Here is a 17162-nt window from a genome sequence, read left to right as displayed (position 1 = left end):
ACCTTATTCAAACCTGTGCGATCCATTTGCGATGCGTATGAATCGACATCAAAACCCCAAACGCTGACAGCAATGTCACCAGCGAAGTTCCGCCGTAGCTAATGAACGGCAACGGCACCCCTACCACCGGCAGCAGGCCACTGACCATACCGATGTTGACGAAAACGTAAACAAAAAAAGTCATGGTCAAGGCGCCGGCGAGCAATTTGCCGAACAGCGTCTGCGCCTGCGCGGTGATCACCAGGCCCCGCCCGATCAGCAGCAAATAGATCAGCAGCAGCGCACAGATGCCCACCAGGCCGAACTCTTCGCCCAGCACCGCGATAATGAAGTCGGTGTGGCTTTCGGGCAAAAAGTCCAGATGCGACTGGGTGCCCAGCAACCAGCCCTTGCCGAACACACCACCCGAACCGATCGCGGCCTTCGACTGGATAATGTTCCAGCCGGTGCCCAGCGGATCGCTTTCCGGGTCGAGGAACGTGAGGATCCGCTGCTTCTGATAGTCGTGCATAAAGAAGAACCACATCGCCACCGCCACCGGCACCGCAGCCGCCAGCACGCTGAGGATCCAGCGCCAGCGCAGGCCACCCATGAACAGCACGAAGGCGCCGCCGGCGAGGATCAGCAACGAGGTGCCGAGGTCGGGCTGGCGCACGATCAGGATGAACGGGATGCCGATCAGGATCAGGCTGATGCCCACGTGCTTGAGCTGCGGCGGCAAGGTGCGTTTGGACAGGTACCAGGCAATGGTGGCCGGCATCAGGATCTTCATGAATTCCGACGGCTGGAAGCGAATCACCCCGGGAATGTTGATCCAGCGTGTCGCGCCCATGGCGTTGTGGCCCATCACATCCACCACCACCAGCAGCAACACCCCGGCGACATACCCCAGCGGCACCCAGCGCGCCATGAAGCGTGGCTCCAACTGCGCGATCACCACCATCGACAACAGGCCCAGGCCGAACGACGACGCCTGCTTGATCAGCAGGTCCCAGTCCTTGCCGCTGGCCGAATACAGCACAAACAGGCTGCCGGCCGCCAGGGTCAGCAGCAGGATCAGCAGCGGGCCATCAATGTGCATGCGTTGCAGCAACGTCGCGCGACGACGCATCACGTCCTCGCTGGAGAGGATGCGGTCAAAATTACTCTTCACGGGCCGTCACCTCGGGGGTTGAAGGGGGGCCGCCATACTCGGGCTTAAGCCTGCCGTCGTCGGCCAGCAGCCAGGCGTCCATGATCTGGCGCACCACCGGCGCAGCCACACCGGAGCCGGATTCGCCGTTCTCGACCATCACCGCCACCACGATTTTTGGCGCGTCGGCCGGGGCAAAGCCGACAAACAAGGCGTGGTCACGGTGACGCTCCTGAACCTTGCTGCGGTCATACTTTTCGCCCTGCTTGATCGCCACCACCTGCGCCGTGCCGCTCTTGCCGGCAATGCGGTACTGCGCGCCAAGCGCGGCCTTGCGCGCGGTGCCCCGGGCGCCGTGCATCACCTGCTGCATGCCGTGATTGACCTTGGCCCAGTCGGACGGGTCGCGCAGCACGATGTCGGGAATCGGGTTTTCATCCACCGGTTTTTCGCCTTCGATGGTCCGGGCCAGGTGCGGGCGGTTCCAGATGCCTTTGTTGGCCACCAACGCGGTGGCCTGGGCCAGTTGCAGCGGGGTGGCCTGCATGTAGCCCTGGCCGATGCCGAGAATCAGGGTTTCACCCGGGAACCACGCCTGGCGACGGGTCGCGCGCTTCCATTCACGTGATGGCATCAGACCGGGGGATTCTTCGAACATGTCCAGGGAGACTTTCTGACCGAGGCCGAACTTGCCCATGTAGGCCGCCAGACGGTCGATCCCCAGCTTGTGGGCCAGGTCGTAAAAATAGGTGTCGTTGGAGCGCATGATCGCGGTGTCCAGGTCGACATAGCCGTCACCGGTGCGGTTCCAGTTGCGGTATTTGTGGTCGTAGTTGGGCAGCATGTAGTAGCCCGGGTCGTACACACGGCTGGAAGCGGTGACCACGCCCGCGTCCAGGCCGGCAATCGCCACCGCCGGCTTGATGGTCGAGCCAGGCGGGTACAGGCCGCGCAGCACGCGGTTGAACAGCGGTCGGTCGATGGAATCACGCAACTCGGCGTAGGCCTTGAAGCTGATGCCGGTCACGAACAGGTTGGGGTCGAAGCTCGGCTGGCTGACCATCGCCAGCACCTCGCCAGTGTTCGGGTCGAGGGCCACTACCGCGCCGCGCCGACCGCCCAGGGCCATTTCGGCGGCTTCCTGCAGCTTGATGTCCAGGCTCAGCACGATGTCCTTGCCGGGCACCGGGTCGGTGCGCTTGAGCACGCGCAGCACGCGGCCTCGCGCGTTGGTTTCGACTTCTTCGTAACCCACTTGGCCGTGCAGCTCGGGCTCGTAGAAGCGCTCGATGCCGGTTTTGCCGATGTGATGCGTGCCGCTGTAATTGACCGGATCGAGGCTTTTGAGCTCTTTCTCGTTGATGCGCCCCATATAGCCGACCGAGTGGGCAAAGTGCGGCCCCTGAGGGTAATGACGCACCAACTGCGCCACCACTTCCACGCCGGGCAGGCGGAACTGGTTCACCGCGATGCGCGCGATCTGCTCTTCGGTCAGCTCGAACAGAATCGGCACCGGCTCGAACGGCCGGCGCCCCTGCCTCATGCGTTTTTCGAAGATCACCCGGTCTTCCGGCGTCAGTTGCAGCACCTCGACGATCACATCGAGCACCTGCTGCCAGTCGCCGGAGCGTTCGCGGGTCATGCTCAGGCTGAAGCTGGGGCGGTTATCGGCAACCACCACGCCGTTGCGGTCGAAAATCAGCCCACGGGTCGGCGGGATCGGCTGCACGTGCACGCGGTTGTTTTCCGACAGCGTGGAGTGATAGTCGTACTGGATCACCTGCAGGAAATACAGGCGCGCGACCAGCACGCCGATCAGCCCCACCACCAGAAAAGCACCAAACACGACCCGAGCGCGTACCAGACGTGCGTCTTTCTCGTGGTCCTTGATGCGGATCGGCTGAGTCATCGGGCGCGGCGCAGATTATTTGTGGTAAGGGTGCCCGGACAGGACTGTCCAGGCGCGATACAGCTGTTCACCGATCAGAATCCTTACCAACGGGTGCGGCAACGTCAGCGCCGACAGCGACCAGCGCTGATCGGCCCGCGCACAGACTTCCGGCGCCAGCCCTTCAGGGCCACCGACCATGAAGTTGACCGTGCGCGAATCCAGACGCCAGCGGTCCAGTTCCACCGCCAGTTGCTCGGTACTCCAGGGCTTGCCGTGCACTTCGAGGGTGACGATGCGCTCGTTGGGGCCGACCTTGGCTAGCATGGCCTCGCCTTCCTGACGGATAAAGCGCGCCACGTCGGCATTCTTGCCCCGGGTGTTGAGCGGGATTTCCACCAGCTCAAGCGACAGCTCGGCCGGCAGACGCTTGGCATACTCATGCCAGCCTTCTTCCACCCACTTGGGCATGCGTGAACCGACAGCGATCAGACGCAGGCGCACAGCCGTTCCTTATTCCTGGTCTTTGTTGAGCTTGTCGAAGTGCGCGTGGCCCACTTCCGGGCTGTGGTGCTTGCCATCGGCGGCACGGCTCTGCTCGGCGCCTTTCCACAGACGCTCAAGGTCGTAGAACTGACGGGCGTTGCTGGTCATCATGTGAACGATCACGTCGTCCATGTCCAGCAGCACCCAGTCGCTGTCGCCCTTGCCTTCTTCACCCAATGGCTTGACTCCCTGGGCTTTGACGGCTTCGCGGACCTTGTCGAGCATCGCGCCGATCTGGCGGTTGGAGGTACCGGTGGCGATGATCATGTAGTCGGTGATGCTCTGCTTGTCGCGCACGTCCAGCACCTGGATATCCTGGGCCTTCACGTCTTCAAGCGCGGCAACCGCGACTTTCACCAGCTCTTCGCCAGCCAGCTCCGGGCCAACGTGGGCTTCAACCGGCAGCGGGGCGCTTTTGAAGGTGCCTTTACGCTTAACTTTGCTTACGTCTTTGTTCGTCATAAAAAACTCGTTTTGCTCATATGTTCGGGCGCTTGCTGCACGACGGTTCGTGCGGTCAAGCGCGCCTTTTCAGTTCGACGCACGGTAAAGCCCGTGCGCATCGATGTAGGCCAGGACCGCGTCAGGCACCAGGAAACGTACCGACTTCCCGCTGGCCAGCAGTTGACGGATCTGGGTGGCAGACACCGCAAGCGGGGTCTGCCAGACGAATGCAATATTCCCGTTCGGCCCGGTCAGGGCCAAGGGGTCACTTACCGACCGCGCGGCCAGCAGGTTGCGCAGGGCATCCGGCGGTTCGCTGTCGGCATCCGGGCGTTGCAGCACCAGGATGTGGCAATGCTGGAGGAGTTCCTCCCAGCGATGCCAAGAGGGCAGGCCGCAAAATGCGTCCCAGCCCAAAAGCAGAAACAACTGGTCATCAGCGGCCAGCTCGGCGCGCATCAGCTCCAGGGTGTCGACAGTGTAGGACGGTTTATCGCGCTTGAGTTCGCGGTCGTCCACCACCAGCGGTGCGATGCCCTCCACTGCCACGCGCACCATTTCCAGACGCTGCTGCGGCGACACCTGCGGCATGTCGCGATGGGGCGGCCGCGCGTTGGGCATCACCCGCATCTCGTCCAGCCCGAGCGCATCGGCAACCTCAAGTGCACTGCGCAAATGGCCGATGTGCACGGGGTCGAAGGTGCCACCGAGCAGCCCGATGCGTTTAGCCATCAAGTGCGCACGTGACCGTCGCCGAACACTACGTACTTCTCGCTGGTCAGGCCTTCCAGGCCGACCGGGCCGCGTGCGTGGAGTTTGTCGGTGGAGATGCCGATCTCCGCGCCCAGGCCATATTCGAAGCCATCGGCAAAGCGCGTCGAGGCGTTGATCATAACCGACGCGGAATCCACTTCGGTGAGGAAACGCCGGGCATCGCTGAAATGCTCGGAGACAATCGCGTCGGTGTGCTTGGAGCCGTATTTATTGATGTGTTCGATGGCCTGGTCCAGGTCGTCGACGATGCGGATCGACAGGATGGGCGCCGTGTACTCGGTGTACCAATCTTCTTCGGTGGCCTCGATCACGTCCGCGCCCAGCAGCGCACGGGTGCGCTCGCAACCGCGCAGCTCCACGCCCTTGTCGCGGTAGATGGCAGCCAGCGGCGGCAGCACGCGCTCGGCAATGCCGGCGTGCACCAGCAGCGTCTCCATGGTGTTGCACGGGGCGTAGCGATGGGTCTTGGCGTTGTCGGCGATGCGGATCGCCTTGTCGAGGTCGGCGGCCACGTCGATGAACACGTGGCACACGCCGTCCAGGTGCTTGATCACCGGCACCTTGGCCTCGCGGCTGACGCGCTCGATCAGGCTCTTGCCACCGCGTGGCACGATCACGTCGACAAACTCCGGCATGGTGATCAACGCGCCGACGGCCGCGCGGTCGGTGGTTTCCACCACCTGCACCACTTCGGCGGGCAGCTCGGCCACGGCCAGGCCCTGCTGGATGCACGCGGCAATGGCACGGTTGGAATGGATCGCCTCGGAACCGCCACGCAGGATCGTGGCGTTGCCGGACTTGAGGCACAGGCTCGCGGCGTCAATGGTCACGTTCGGGCGCGACTCGTAGATGATGCCGATCACGCCCAGGGGCACGCGCATCTTGCCAACCTGGATGCCGGACGGCAGGTAGCGCATATCGCGGATTTCACCGATGGGGTCAGGCAGCTTCGCCACCTGACGCAGACCTTCGATCATGTCGTCGATACGTGCCGGGGTCAGCGCCAGGCGGTCCAGCAGGGCCGGTTCCAGGCCATTGGCGCGGCCGTTGGCCAAATCCTGTTCATTGGCGGCGGCAAGTTCTGCGCGCGCGGCATCCAGCGCATCGGCGGCGGCCAGCAGGGCACGGTTCTTCTGCGCAGTGCTCGCACGGGCGATCAACCGCGAGGCCTGGCGGGCTGCGCGACCCAGGCGGGTCATGTAGTCGAGAACGGACTCAGTCATGGTCAGAGAGACTTGGCCAAAGAGGAAAGCGGCAGATTATAGCTGTGACGCCGCCCGACTGACAGCGGTGAGGGGCGGATGGTCGAAATGAACTGTAAAAAACGGGTGTTCAGCGGTAATTAAGCGGGGAGTTGTTATTATTCGGTCACATTTACCTGCACTCCCCTGATCTCCTATGCCCAGTGTGACCCCGCAACTCCCCGCCAGCGCCCTGCCCGACCGCTTCTTCGACCGTGACGCGCAAGTGCTCGCACGGGATCTGCTCGGAAAAGTCATACGCCATCGCGTGGGTGATCTCTGGCTTTCTGCGCGAATTATTGAAACCGAAGCCTATTACGTGGCCGAAAAAGGCAGTCACGCGTCACTTGGCTACACAGAAAAGCGTAAGGCTTTGTTTCTGGATGGTGGCCATATCTACATGTATTACGCCCGGGGCGGCGATTCGCTGAACTTCAGCGCCCATGGCCCGGGCAACGCGGTGCTGATCAAATCAGCCTATCCGTGGGTGGATGAAATCTCCGGCCCCGCCAGCCTGGCGCAAATGCTGCTCAACAACCCGAACCCCGACGGCAGCCCACGCGCCTCGCAAAAACTCTGCGCCGGCCAAACGCTGCTGTGCACAGCCCTGGGGCTGAAGGTGCCGATGTGGGACGCCAAGCGGTTCGACCAGGAATTGCTCTATGTGCAGGACGTGGGGCAGACGCCCACGCAGATTATCCAGACCACCCGCCTGGGCATCCCGAGCGGGCGCGATGAGCACTTGATGTACCGTTTCGTCGATGCAGGCTATGCGCCTTATTGCACGCGGAACCCGCTGCGACGTGGCCAGGTCGAAGGCCGGGATTATTTTTTGATTCGAGCCGACCGGGCATGAGCGCTTATATCGCCGCAGCCCTTTGTGGGAGCTGGCTTGCCTGCGAAGGCGGTATCCAGCAAACATTGATGTTGACTGACCCACCGCTTTCGCGGGCAAGCCCGCTCCCACAGTTGACCTTCAGTGTTCCGGATTACGTAGTGCAGAGAGGGAGTGGAGTGTATGGGCCAATGGCTCGATAGTATTACCGGCTGGCTGACCGTGAACCCGCAGTGGCTGGCCGTGGCGGTGTTTATCGTCGCGTGCGTGGAGTGCCTGGCGATTGCCGGGCTGATCGTGCCGGGCACGGTATTGCTGTTCGCCATTGCCGCGCTGGCCGGCAGCGGCGCGCTGTCGCTGAGCGAGACGTTGTTACTGGGCTTCCTCGGCGGGCTGCTGGGCGACGGCGTCTCCTACTTTCTGGGCCGACATTTCCACCAGAACATCCGGCGCCTGCCCGGCTTGCGTCACCACCCGGAATGGATGAACGGCGCCGAAACCTACTTCCACAAATACGGTATCGCCAGCCTGCTGGTCGGACGTTTCATCGGCCCATTGCGCCCGATGCTGCCAATGGTCGCCGGCATGTGCGACATGCCCTTCCCGCGCTTCGCCGCCGTGAGTGTTGTCGCGGCGGCCGGCTGGTCGGTGGCCTACCTGCTGCCGGGCTGGGCGACCGGTGCCGCATTCCGTCTGCCACTGCCGGAAGGCTTCTGGCCGGAGGCGGCAGTCGTGGCCGGGTGCCTGGCCGTTTTGCTGGGCCTGAGCTTGAACAGCAGCCTGCGCGGCCATCGTCGCGCAACGCTGTGGATCGGCTGCGCGAGCCTGGTGCTGCTGATCGCAGTGTTTATCGGTTACCCACACCTCAATCACTTCGATCAGGGCCTGAGCGCGCTGGTGCAGGAGCATCGCAGCGCGTGGCTGGACGAGGTCATGGTGCGGGTCACGCAGTTGGGCGAGTTCAAAAAGATGTTCGTCGCCAGCGCCGTGTTCACCGGCCTGCTGTTGCTGCTGCGGCAGTGGCGCCATGCGCTGTTTGTCGGCGCCACACTGGCCGGCGCGGCGGTGATCAATACCGGCACCAAGCTGTTTTTCGCCCGTGGCCGCCCGGAAATTCTCACCGACCCGCTCACCAGCTTCAGCATGCCCAGCGGCCACGCGTCCGGCGCCTTCGCGTTTTTCCTCGCGCTGGCGGTGCTGGCAGGGCGCGGCCAGCCAACGCGGCTGCGCCTCACCTGGATGCTGATGGGCTGCATTCCGGCCGCCTTCATCGCGCTGTCACGGGTATACCTTGGCGCTCACTGGCCCTCGGACATCCTCGCCGGCACGCTGCTGGCCATGACCGTCTGCGCATTCAGCCTCACGGCCAGCGAATACCGCAGCCCGCTGCCGGCCATGTCGCGCAGGACCTGGTGGCTGCTGCTGCCGGCGCTGGTGGCGGTGATGGGCTTTATCGCCCTCACCGGCACGTCCCACGCCTTGCTGCGCTATGCCTATTGAGTGAACAGTTCGCCCTGCAACTCGTCGAGCAGTATCTGGATCGCATCCAGGCGCTGTTGCGGGTCGTCGATTTGCAGCAGGTCGATCTTGTCCGCCTCGGTGAACGGCAATAAATACGCGAGCTGATGACCCAGTGCCTGCTGGCCCCCGGCATTGCCGCCCATGTCCAGGGAGGCGACCATCGGGTGCTCGGCCAGGGCCTGGAGCAGGGCCAGCAGGTCGGCGTCCTCTTCTTCGAGCGGCAGGTCCGGTTGCTCGTCCAGCCATTGCACGTCGGCCACCAGCAACTGGTCTTTCTGTACCCCCGCTTCACGTACGCGAAACCTGCGCCCGCCTTCGACGCGAATCCCCAGCAGGCCGTTGTCCTGCTGCTTGAAGTCGCGAATCAACGCCTCGCAGCCGATCAGCGCGTAGCCGTCAGGCGCCATGCCGACTTCCCGGCCGTCGAGGATGCACACCACGCCGAAACTTTCGCCCTTTTTCATGCAGCGGCTGATCATGTCCAGGTAGCGCGCCTCGAACAGCTGCAGGTCGAGGGTGCAGCCGGGGAACAGCACGGTGTTGAGCGGGAACAGCGCCAGACTCATAAAGGTTTCCTTCATACCTGGGTTTAAACAATCACCGACACGGCCAACGGCAAAAACACCGCCGTGGCCACGCCCATCAGACTCATGGCCAGCGCCGCAAACGCGCCGCACTCTTCGCTTTCCTGCAAGGCCACCGAGGTGCCCACGGCGTGGGCGGTCATGCCCAGCGCCATGCCGCGCGCTTCGGGGCTGTGCACACCCAGGCGCGTCAGGTAGGCCGGGCCGATCATGGCGCCGACCACGCCGGTAATCAGCACAAATACTGCCGCCAGCGCCGCCACGCCGCCGATCTGCTCGGCCACCAGCATGGCAATCGGCGAGGTCACCGACTTGGGCGCCATGGTCATCAGCATCCGGTGTTCGGCACCGAACCACTCGCCCAGCAACAGACACAGGCCGGTGACCAGCACCCCGCCCAACACCAGCACCGTAACAATCGGCCAGAACAATTGGCGAATGCGGCGCAGGTTAAGGTAGAGCGGCACCGCCAGGGCTACCGTTGCCGGGCCCAGCAGGATGCCCATGATCTCGGTGCTCTTGCGGTATTCGGCGTAGCTGAGGCCACAGGTGAGCAGCACGCCGATCACCAGCAGCATGGAGACCAGCACCGGTTGCAGAAAGATCCAGCGGGTTTTCTCGAACCCGGCCAGCACCAGTTGATAAGCGCCCAAGGTAATGCCGATGCCGAACAGCGGGTGATGGATGACGGACGTCCATGCGCCGTGCCAGTCGACAGTCATTGACCCTTCTCCTTGCGCTTGACCATCTGCTGCATCAACACCCCGACAAAGCCCATGGCGATCACCAGCGACAACACCAGCGCGCCGATGATGGCCCAGAAGTCGGCGGCAATCTCCCCGGTGTACACCATCACGCCCACGGCGGGCGGCACCAGCAGCAGCGGCAGGTAGCGCAACAGGCTGCTGGCCGCCAGGTTCAAGGGCTCGCCGACTTCGCCGCGCCAGATCAGGAAGCCCAGCATCAGCAACAGGCCAATAATCGGCCCCGGCAATACCGGCAACAGCAAATGATTGAGCGCGGTGCCGATCAATTGGAACAGCACCAGCCAGGTCAGGCCCCGTAACAACATCCACTTTCTCCCCCGTCAAAGCTCGCCCGCATTATAAGCACGTCAGGTCTATACACCGGCATTCGCCATAAGCATGGTGGATTGACCGGGCGCAAGGGCCGTGATGATCTACATTGGTTGTCTGCAATCCGCAAAAAAGCCCCGATTACCGGGCGGATAAAAACTGCTGAACCAAGGAGAGACGCAATGCCCTATGTACCTGTAGCGCAGCTCAATGATCATGTCGGCAAGGAACTGGGACGTTCCGAATGGCTCACCATCGACCAGGCACGCATCAACCTGTTCGCAGAGGCCACGGGCGATCATCAGTTCATCCACGTCGACCCGGTCAAGGCCGCGCAGACCCCGTTCGGCAGCACCATCGCCCACGGCTTTCTGTCGTTGTCGCTGATTCCCAAACTGATCGAAGACATCCTGATCGTGCCCGAAGGCCTGAAAATGGCGGTCAATTATGGCCTGGACAGCGTGCGCTTCATCCAGCCGGTGAAGGTCGACTCCAGGGTGCGCCTGGCGGTCACCCTGACCGATGTCACCGAGAAAAAGCCCGGCCAGTGGCTGCTCAAGGCCACCTGCACCCTGGAAATCGATGGCCAGGAAAAACCTGCCTACATTGCCGAGTCGCTGTCGCTCTGCTTCGTGTAAGGCCCTGCCTGTGGTGAGGCGCTAAACCTTTCCACAGCGTATGTAAATTTATGTATCAAACTCTCGGCTGCGGCATACTCGGCGCTCAATTATCCGGATCCCGCTATGCGCCCACTCGCCCCCCTTGCCCTTGCCCTGTTGCTCACCGCCTGCGGAGACGGCGAATCGCTGTTGCCGCCCGATGCGCGTCTGCCCGATGGGGGTCGTTACCGTGGCGATGTGGTCAATGGCCTGTTGCAAGGCCAGGGCCGTGTCGACTACCCCAACGGCAGCTGGTATGCCGGCGCGTTCGACAAGGGCCAGTGGCACGGCCAGGGCGAATGGCATGGCAGCAACGGCGAAGTCTATAAGGGCGAGTTCCAGCAGGGCCTGTTCGATGGCCAGGGCAGCCTGACCACTGCCGGCAGCCAATACGTGGGCGGTTTCAAGAACGGTCGCCGCAACGGCGAAGGCACCCTCAAAGAGGGGCAGATGACCTATCGCGGCGAGTTCCTCGACGACCAGTATTCAGGCCTCGGTCGCCTGGAGCTGGCCGACGGCAGCCAGTATCAGGGTCAGTTCGCCCACGGCAAGCCGAACGGCGAAGGCCAGCGCAACGACGACAGCGGCAACCAGTTCAGCGGCCGTTTCGTCGATGGCCAGTTGGAAGGCAACGGCACGTTCAACAGCGCCGACGGCGACATCTACGTAGGCCAGTTCAAACAGAACCAGCTCAACGGCAAGGGCCGCTACGAAAACGCTGACGGCGATGTGTGGATCGGCGAATTCAAGGAAGGCGCCTTGAGCGGTAAGGGCGAGTTGATCGGCGTGGACGGCAGCCACTACGTGGGCCAGTTCAGCGATTGGCGCTTTACCGGCGAGGGCCGTCTGAACCTCACGGACGGCAGCTTCTATATCGGCGGTTTCGACAGCGACAATTATCAAGGTCGCGGCACACTGGTGCTCGCCGATGGCGCCGTGCAGGGCGGCACCTGGGTCAATGGCCTGCGCGTGCGAGACGCCGACGGCAAACTGCTGCCCGACCCGCTGGAAATCGGCGTGCTCGCCCAGGGCCGTTTGCTCAACGAGGCGCTTGCCGCGGTGCCCGCCTCCACCCCTGCCGTGGAGCTGTATACCCTGGCCGTGGCCGGCGACGGCAAGCAAAGCGTGTTCCTGCGCGAAGCCGATTACGTCAGCAACATGCTCGCCACGCGCTTCGGCGCCCGTGGGCAGATTCGCCTGGTCAACCATCGCGACCACATCACCGACCGCCCCCTGGCCACCCGCGAAAGCCTGCGCCGCGCGGTGCAGACCCTGGCCGAACGCAGCGGGCCGGAAGACCTGGTGTTTATCTACCTGACCAGCCACGGCACTCACGAACATGAACTGGTGCTCGACCAGCCGCGCATGGAGCTGGCCGACCTGCCCGCCGACGAGCTGGCCGCCGTGCTCACCCCGCTGCAAAACCGCGACAAGATCATCGTGATTTCCGCCTGCTATTCCGGCGGCTTCATTCCGGCGCTGAAAGACGAACACACGCTTATCATGACCGCTTCGCGGGCCGATCGCGTGTCGTTCGGTTGTTCCGAGGAAGCCGACTTCACCTACTTCGGCGATGCCCTTTTCGCACAGGCTTTTAACCAGACCGACGATTTGCAGCAAGCCTTCAAACTGGCGCAACTGCACGTGACCGAGCGCGAGCAGGCGGACAACTTCGAAGCCTCCGAACCGCAGATCTGGGCGCCCAAGGGGGTGATCGCCCACTGGCAACTCTTACGCAAACAGCAGGCACGAAAGGCGCTCGAAAGCGTCTCAATGAATAGCAAGGAAGCCAAAGGCAACTAAGCTGTAACGTGTAATAAGGGGGAAACACCATGTACCTGACACCTCAGCATATCCTGCTCGCAGGCGCCTCAGGCCTTACCGGCGAACACCTGCTGGACCGCCTGCTCAACGAACCTACCGTCAGCCGCGTACTGGCGCCGAGCCGTAAACCACTTGCCGAACACCCCCACCTGGAAAACCCGGTGGGCGAACCGGCAGTAGTTCTGCCACAGCTGAGCGGCCAGGTGGATATCGCCTTCTGCTGCCTGGGCACCACCATCAAGAAAGCCGGCTCCGAAGCGGCCTTTCGCGCCGTCGACCTGGACATGGTCGTGGCCTTTGCCAAACGCGCGCGGGAACTGGGCGCGCGACACCTGATCGTGATCAGCGCGATTGGCGCCGACCCGAAATCCTCGGTGTTCTACAACCGGGTCAAAGGCGAAATGGAACAGGCATTGAAGGCGCAGGACTGGCCGCAATTGACCATCGTGCGGCCTTCGCTGCTGCTGGGTGACCGACTGGAACCGCGTCTGGCCGAACAACTGGCCGGGCCGTTGTCGCGCTTGATTCCAGGCAAGTACCACGGCATCGAAGTGTGCGACCTGGCTCGGGCCATGTGGCGCCTGGCTCTGGAGGAACAGAATGGGGTGCGGGTGGTGGAGTCGGATGAGTTGCGCAAACTCGGCAAGTAACCGCTCTTATCAACACAAAATAGCGCGTTGATTTTAAAGCCTGAAGTTCAGGCAGCCACATGCCTGTGGGGAGCGGGCTTGCCCCGCGTTGGGGTGCGAAGCGCCCCCAATCGAGCAAAACGCGGTGTACCTGATACGGCTCAGCGCCTGGCTTTGGGGCTGCTGCGCAGCCCAACGCAGGACAAGCCTGCTCGCCACAGGGAATCTGCACTTAACTGAACGGCATTAGGGCAAGCCCGCTCGCCACAACAGACCGGCTCGCCACAGAGGCGCCAATTGTTAGAGACCGCCCGTCGCGTTAAAGCCTACGCCCAGCACTGTCAACACCGACAGCGGCAACAACAGCGTATCGAGCAGTGCGCTGGCCGGCAGGTCTGCATGTGGGTAGCGCGGCGCCTCAGCCCCGAACTTGTCCTTGGCACAGCAGCCGCCGTCAATCGCGTACAGGTCCAACCGTGTACCGGCATACACCACCGGCGCGCCGGGCTGCGCGGCATCCAGCGTGCGTGCCGTGGCGCAGCCGGCCAGTTGCAGCGCCAACACCACCAGCAACGCCTTATTCATCACTGCTCAAATGGTGCTCGCCCCAGCGCGGCAGCATGTCCTGGGGAATATTGAGCAGGTTGAGAATGCGCGCCACCACGAAATCCACCAGGTCGTCGATGGTCTGCGGCTGGTGGTAGAAGCCCGGCGACGCGGGCAGGATGGTCACGCCCATGTTCGACAACTTGAGCATGTGCTCCAGGTGAATGCTCGAGTACGGCGCTTCACGCGGCACCAGAATCAACTGGCGACGCTCCTTGAGTGTCACATCCGCCGCCCGCTCGATCAGGTTGTTGCAGGCACCGGTGGCAATCGCCGACAACGTACCGGTGGAGCACGGCACCACCACCATCGCCGCAGGTGCGCCGGAGCCCGAGGCCACCGGCGACATCCAGTCCTCTTTGCCGTACACCTTGATCTGCCCCGCCGCCGCACCGGTGTATTCGGTGAGGAACGCTTGCATCGTCTGCACCTTGGGCGGCAGCGCCACGTCGGTTTCGGTGGCCATTACCAACTGCGCGGCCTTGGAGATCAAAAAGTGCACCTCGCGCTCTTCACGCACCAGGCAATCGAGCAGGCGCAGGCCGTAGGGCGCGCCCGAAGCGCCGGTCATTGCCAGCGTAACGCGTTCCGGGCCGCTCATTTGAGCGCCTCGGCCAGCTTGCCGTGCAGGCCGCCGAAGCCGCCATTGCTCATGACCACCACGTGGGTGCCTGGCCCGGCCTGCTGTTTGACGTGCTCAATGATGCCGTCGATGGAATCGCACACCGTCGACGGGACGGTGCACAGCGCGGCAATCGCCGGCAGGTCCCAGCCGAGATTGGCAGGGGCATACCAGACCACCTCGTCGGCATCGTTGACGCTCTGCGGCAAGCCATCACGGTGCGCGCCGAGCTTCATGGAGTTTGAACGAGGCTCGACAATCGCGATAACCCGGGCATCACCGACCTGCTTGCGCAGGCCATCCAGGGTGGTGGCAATCGCCGTGGGGTGATGGGCAAAGTCGTCGTAAATGGTAATCCCATTCACGTCAGCGACCTTTTCCATACGACGCTTCACACTTTTGAACGCGCTCAACGCAGCGATACCCATAGCGGGCACCACACCCACATGCCGTGCGGCAGCCAGGGTGACCAAGGCATTGGCGACGTTATGCTGGCCGGTCATGTCCCACGCAATGATGCCCTGCGCCTCGCCTTCAAACAGCACTTCAAAGCGCGAACCGTCTTCGCTCAGCAGCCTGGCCTGCCACTGCCCGCCAGCGCCGGTGGTCTGCACCGGGGTCCAGCAGCCCATGTCGATCACGCGCTGCAGCGCAGGCTCTGTGGTCGGGTGGATCACCAGGCCTTCGCTGGGGATGGTGCGTACCAAGTGGTGGAATTGCCGCTCAATGGCCGGCAAGTCGGGGAAAATGTCGGCGTGATCGAACTCGAGGTTATTGAGAATCGCTGTACGCGGACGGTAATGGACAAACTTGGAGCGCTTGTCGAAAAAGGCGCTGTCGTATTCGTCGGCTTCGATTACAAAAAATGGCGTGTTGCCCAGACGGGCCGACACCGAAAAGTTCTGCGGCACACCGCCGATCAAAAAACCCGGACTCATGCCGGCATGCTCCAGCACCCAGGCGAGCATGCTGCTGGTGGTGGTCTTGCCGTGGGTGCCGGCCACCGCGAGTACCCAGCGACCTTGCAGCACATGGTCGGCCAGCCACTGCGGGCCGCTGACATACGGCAGACCTTTATTGAGCACATACTCGACCGCCGGGTTGCCACGGGACATGGCATTGCCGATCACTACCAGGTCCGGAACGGGGTCGAATTGTGAGGGGTCGTAGCCTTGGGTCAATTCAATGCCCTGGGCTTGCAGTTGCGTGCTCATGGGCGGATAGACGTTGGCATCGGAGCCGGTGACGTGATGGCCCAGTTCTTTGGCGAGTACCGCCATCGAGCCCATGAATGTGCCGCAAATACCAAGAATATGAATGTGCATGGTTGACCTCTTGAACATCGAGGCAGGTTAGCGCAGGGAGGGGGAAATCGCACCTGTTATGCGGCGGGTCGCCGAACGATGAATGCTGGCGCACGTCGCCCGGCTGGCCTGCGTCAGACGGTAGTTGAAGCCTCGGCTTTACGCTCCTGCGCTTTCATCGCAGCGAGGAAGCGCAGTTTTTCATAAGCTGCGGCCAGAGGGTTGAACTTCCTTTCGATCAGATCAAGACGCTCTTTTGGATCTTCAGGTATTTTTTCTCCGGGTTTATACGGTTTGAAAACAAGCCCGTTCTGCCGCGCGGCTTTTTTGAAATGTTGCTCGGAAAGGCCCAATAACTTTTCGAGGTTGCTCAGGCGCCCGACGTCATCACTTGGCCAACTCGCATTTTTGGTGAACACGCTGCTGGTGTCGCCCAGCATGAACATGACGGCCGAGGCCATGCCGAGCAGCTTTACCTCGAAGTCTTCCAGGCGTGCCTTGACAGAGTCTGTTGTAGTCGAGTGCTCAGCCTCAGACTGAAGAGGTGTGCCAGTTTTGGGCTGACTTGAGGCCCCCGGCAGGAAAGGCGGCGGCAGCACCCCAGGGGCGTATGAAGACTTGATTGTCTCCCCGGTGGCCACGGAACCGGCATAGGCCGCTACATTGATAGGCGCACTGACAACGCCGGTGATCCCGGCACTGATAAACGCATCACGCGCCACTCGGCTGGCGTTGGGCCCGGTCGACACCACACCGGCCTTGATCAGGCTCTCGGCGTCGATAACCCGCTTGGCGGCCTCAGCCACACTGAGCGGCGCCTGCCTACGCAAGTTCGTCATCATCACTTCGTCATTTGCCTTGATTTTATTGGCAATAATGACCGTCTTTCCGGCATCCCTGAAACCGCTTCCCGAAAGCTTCGGAGCGGGGCCGGGTTGAGACTTGAGCGGGGGTGCAGGCTTGGGCCTGGGCGTGGAGACCGGTACCGTGTCTGGAAGACCGGCTGGTCTGGTTGACCTTCGTCCGAAAAGCCCGCCAAAGCCTATGCTTTTAATACCTCGCTTGCTGCGCGCCAAAGGTTGATCCAAATGATCAGTCTCGTGGGGGCTGGATTGCACAGGGGGATGATCGACGCCATCAGGTTGTAAAGTAATGATCGGGATAGGTGGATTTATAATTATCATCATGTTAGCTCGCGTGAGTTTTATTGTGTGAATCGCTCTTACAGCTGCCCTGTTTGAGTGGGCAGCCGGGCTGGAGCAGTTCCTGCGAATAGGCCTACGCAACCTGTATGAAAGTTTCAGGTAATTCATAAAAAGAGTTTTTAACCGACATTTTCAACGCTGCCCACCTACAGGAATGAAAACCTGCCATCTCAGGCAATTGCTGGCTGAAAAAAAGCGCCGTGGGGCTCGATAAGGAAGCGTGCACACTACCTCTTCGAACAACACGGCGATTGGTGGTCAAGGTTTTTCTA

Annotated in this window: 18 protein-coding genes; 5 read left to right on the top strand and 13 right to left on the bottom strand. The window is 62.3% G+C overall.

All coding sequences use genetic code 11. The features are described 5' to 3' along the window. Nucleotides 1-7 precede the first annotated feature (7 nt). The 6 genes from rodA to LUB09_RS10900 all read right to left on the bottom strand — a co-directional run bounded on the left by rodA (nucleotide 8) and on the right by LUB09_RS10900 (nucleotide 6007). On the bottom strand, nucleotides 8-1111 hold the full coding sequence (rodA, locus tag LUB09_RS10925) for a rod shape-determining protein RodA (RefSeq protein ID WP_057010160.1): 1104 nt from the start codon (nucleotides 1109-1111) through the stop codon (nucleotides 8-10). Nucleotides 1112-1142: 31 nt separating this feature from the next. After that, nucleotides 1143-3041, bottom strand: a complete 1899-nt coding sequence (gene mrdA, locus LUB09_RS10920; protein ID WP_209985190.1) for a penicillin-binding protein 2 — start codon at nucleotides 3039-3041, stop codon at nucleotides 1143-1145. A 15-nt stretch (nucleotides 3042-3056) separates the two neighbouring features. Further along, entirely contained in the window at nucleotides 3057-3524 is a 468-nt protein-coding gene (gene rlmH / locus LUB09_RS10915; RefSeq protein WP_003176297.1) for a 23S rRNA (pseudouridine(1915)-N(3))-methyltransferase RlmH, read from the bottom strand. Between the two features lie 9 nt (nucleotides 3525-3533). Further along, nucleotides 3534-4028: a ribosome silencing factor gene (gene rsfS / locus LUB09_RS10910; protein WP_003237041.1), complete on the bottom strand. Its 495-nt coding sequence runs from the start codon at nucleotides 4026-4028 to the stop codon at nucleotides 3534-3536. 69 nt (nucleotides 4029-4097) lie between these two features. Continuing rightward, nucleotides 4098-4742 (bottom strand): nicotinate-nucleotide adenylyltransferase, encoded by a 645-nt coding sequence (gene nadD / locus LUB09_RS10905; protein WP_003237043.1) that lies wholly within the window; start codon nucleotides 4740-4742, stop codon nucleotides 4098-4100. Further along, nucleotides 4742-6007 (bottom strand): glutamate-5-semialdehyde dehydrogenase, encoded by a 1266-nt coding sequence (locus LUB09_RS10900; protein ID WP_231422563.1) that lies wholly within the window; start codon nucleotides 6005-6007, stop codon nucleotides 4742-4744. Before LUB09_RS10900 ends, nadD begins: the two co-directional genes overlap by 1 nt. A 175-nt stretch (nucleotides 6008-6182) precedes the next feature. Here LUB09_RS10900 and LUB09_RS10895 point away from each other — a divergent pair, with 175 nt between their 5' ends. Next, nucleotides 6183-6881 (top strand): DNA-3-methyladenine glycosylase, encoded by a 699-nt coding sequence (locus LUB09_RS10895; RefSeq protein ID WP_231422562.1) that lies wholly within the window; start codon nucleotides 6183-6185, stop codon nucleotides 6879-6881. 162 nt (nucleotides 6882-7043) lie between these two features. Continuing rightward, the gene (locus LUB09_RS10890) at nucleotides 7044-8360 is read left to right on the top strand and encodes a bifunctional DedA family/phosphatase PAP2 family protein (protein ID WP_231422561.1); all 1317 of its coding nucleotides are present in this window, start codon (nucleotides 7044-7046) and stop codon (nucleotides 8358-8360) included. Here the strand turns inward: LUB09_RS10890 and LUB09_RS10885 are convergent. Genes LUB09_RS10885 through LUB09_RS10875 form a run of 3 tightly spaced genes read right to left on the bottom strand, consistent with a single transcriptional unit; the run spans nucleotide 8354 to nucleotide 10037 of the window. Continuing rightward, the gene (locus LUB09_RS10885) at nucleotides 8354-8947 is read right to left on the bottom strand and encodes an LON peptidase substrate-binding domain-containing protein (protein ID WP_209985199.1); all 594 of its coding nucleotides are present in this window, start codon (nucleotides 8945-8947) and stop codon (nucleotides 8354-8356) included. The two genes, LUB09_RS10890 and LUB09_RS10885, sit on opposite strands and share 7 nt — an antisense overlap. A gap of 23 nt (nucleotides 8948-8970) precedes the next feature. Further along, on the bottom strand, nucleotides 8971-9687 hold the full coding sequence (locus tag LUB09_RS10880) for an LrgB family protein (RefSeq protein WP_209985213.1): 717 nt from the start codon (nucleotides 9685-9687) through the stop codon (nucleotides 8971-8973). Continuing rightward, nucleotides 9684-10037 carry a CidA/LrgA family protein gene (locus LUB09_RS10875; RefSeq protein ID WP_231422560.1) on the bottom strand — a complete coding sequence of 118 codons (354 nt, stop codon included), beginning with the start codon at nucleotides 10035-10037 and terminating at the stop codon, nucleotides 9684-9686. Before LUB09_RS10875 ends, LUB09_RS10880 begins: the two co-directional genes overlap by 4 nt. A gap of 186 nt (nucleotides 10038-10223) precedes the next feature. Here LUB09_RS10875 and LUB09_RS10870 point away from each other — a divergent pair, with 186 nt between their 5' ends. The 3 genes from LUB09_RS10870 to LUB09_RS10860 all read left to right on the top strand — a co-directional run bounded on the left by LUB09_RS10870 (nucleotide 10224) and on the right by LUB09_RS10860 (nucleotide 13174). After that, nucleotides 10224-10679: a MaoC family dehydratase gene (locus LUB09_RS10870; RefSeq protein WP_209985218.1), complete on the top strand. Its 456-nt coding sequence runs from the start codon at nucleotides 10224-10226 to the stop codon at nucleotides 10677-10679. 105 nt (nucleotides 10680-10784) lie between these two features. Further along, nucleotides 10785-12503, top strand: a complete 1719-nt coding sequence (locus LUB09_RS10865) for a C13 family peptidase (protein ID WP_231422559.1) — start codon at nucleotides 10785-10787, stop codon at nucleotides 12501-12503. 29 nt (nucleotides 12504-12532) lie between these two features. Then, the gene (locus tag LUB09_RS10860; protein ID WP_209985224.1) at nucleotides 12533-13174 is read left to right on the top strand and encodes an oxidoreductase; all 642 of its coding nucleotides are present in this window, start codon (nucleotides 12533-12535) and stop codon (nucleotides 13172-13174) included. 279 nt (nucleotides 13175-13453) lie between these two features. Here LUB09_RS10860 and LUB09_RS10855 read toward each other — a convergent pair whose 3' ends face one another. From LUB09_RS10855 to LUB09_RS10840, 4 genes are all read right to left on the bottom strand, one after another. Next, nucleotides 13454-13738 (bottom strand): YceK/YidQ family lipoprotein, encoded by a 285-nt coding sequence (locus LUB09_RS10855; RefSeq protein ID WP_209985226.1) that lies wholly within the window; start codon nucleotides 13736-13738, stop codon nucleotides 13454-13456. Next, complete coding sequence (gene ubiX / locus LUB09_RS10850; RefSeq protein WP_209985229.1) at nucleotides 13731-14360, bottom strand: flavin prenyltransferase UbiX; 630 nt, start codon at nucleotides 14358-14360, stop codon at nucleotides 13731-13733. The genes LUB09_RS10855 and ubiX overlap by 8 nt, the downstream gene beginning before the upstream one ends. After that, nucleotides 14357-15706 (bottom strand): UDP-N-acetylmuramate:L-alanyl-gamma-D-glutamyl-meso-diaminopimelate ligase, encoded by a 1350-nt coding sequence (gene mpl, locus LUB09_RS10845; protein WP_231422558.1) that lies wholly within the window; start codon nucleotides 15704-15706, stop codon nucleotides 14357-14359. The genes ubiX and mpl overlap by 4 nt, the downstream gene beginning before the upstream one ends. 113 nt (nucleotides 15707-15819) lie before the next feature. Continuing rightward, the gene (locus LUB09_RS10840) at nucleotides 15820-16872 is read right to left on the bottom strand and encodes a hypothetical protein (protein ID WP_231422557.1); all 1053 of its coding nucleotides are present in this window, start codon (nucleotides 16870-16872) and stop codon (nucleotides 15820-15822) included. Nucleotides 16873-17162 lie beyond the last annotated feature (290 nt).

The organism is Pseudomonas sp. Leaf59, assembly GCF_920984685.1.
GTDB lineage: Bacteria > Pseudomonadota > Gammaproteobacteria > Pseudomonadales > Pseudomonadaceae > Aquipseudomonas.
The sequence above is the reverse complement of the archived record's forward strand: the minus strand, read 5'-3'. Positions and strand labels throughout refer to the sequence as shown.

Coding starts and splice junctions, on each gene's coding strand:
- rodA (WP_057010160.1), bottom strand. CDS start 1,111: ATGCGTCGTCGCGCGACGTTGCTGCAACGCATGCACATTGATGGCCCG.
- mrdA (WP_209985190.1), bottom strand. CDS start 3,041: ATGACTCAGCCGATCCGCATCAAGGACCACGAGAAAGACGCACGTCTG.
- rsfS (WP_003237041.1), bottom strand. CDS start 4,028: ATGACGAACAAAGACGTAAGCAAAGTTAAGCGTAAAGGCACCTTCAAA.
- nadD (WP_003237043.1), bottom strand. CDS start 4,742: ATGGCTAAACGCATCGGGCTGCTCGGTGGCACCTTCGACCCCGTGCAC.
- LUB09_RS10900 (WP_231422563.1), bottom strand. CDS start 6,007: ATGACTGAGTCCGTTCTCGACTACATGACCCGCCTGGGTCGCGCAGCC.
- LUB09_RS10895 (WP_231422562.1), top strand. CDS start 6,183: ATGCCCAGTGTGACCCCGCAACTCCCCGCCAGCGCCCTGCCCGACCGC.
- LUB09_RS10890 (WP_231422561.1), top strand. CDS start 7,044: ATGGGCCAATGGCTCGATAGTATTACCGGCTGGCTGACCGTGAACCCG.
- LUB09_RS10885 (WP_209985199.1), bottom strand. CDS start 8,947: ATGAGTCTGGCGCTGTTCCCGCTCAACACCGTGCTGTTCCCCGGCTGC.
- LUB09_RS10880 (WP_209985213.1), bottom strand. CDS start 9,687: ATGACTGTCGACTGGCACGGCGCATGGACGTCCGTCATCCATCACCCG.
- LUB09_RS10875 (WP_231422560.1), bottom strand. CDS start 10,037: ATGTTGTTACGGGGCCTGACCTGGCTGGTGCTGTTCCAATTGATCGGC.
- LUB09_RS10870 (WP_209985218.1), top strand. CDS start 10,224: ATGCCCTATGTACCTGTAGCGCAGCTCAATGATCATGTCGGCAAGGAA.
- LUB09_RS10865 (WP_231422559.1), top strand. CDS start 10,785: ATGCGCCCACTCGCCCCCCTTGCCCTTGCCCTGTTGCTCACCGCCTGC.
- LUB09_RS10860 (WP_209985224.1), top strand. CDS start 12,533: ATGTACCTGACACCTCAGCATATCCTGCTCGCAGGCGCCTCAGGCCTT.
- LUB09_RS10855 (WP_209985226.1), bottom strand. CDS start 13,738: ATGAATAAGGCGTTGCTGGTGGTGTTGGCGCTGCAACTGGCCGGCTGC.
- ubiX (WP_209985229.1), bottom strand. CDS start 14,360: ATGAGCGGCCCGGAACGCGTTACGCTGGCAATGACCGGCGCTTCGGGC.
- mpl (WP_231422558.1), bottom strand. CDS start 15,706: ATGCACATTCATATTCTTGGTATTTGCGGCACATTCATGGGCTCGATG.
- LUB09_RS10840 (WP_231422557.1), bottom strand. CDS start 16,872: ATGATGATAATTATAAATCCACCTATCCCGATCATTACTTTACAACCT.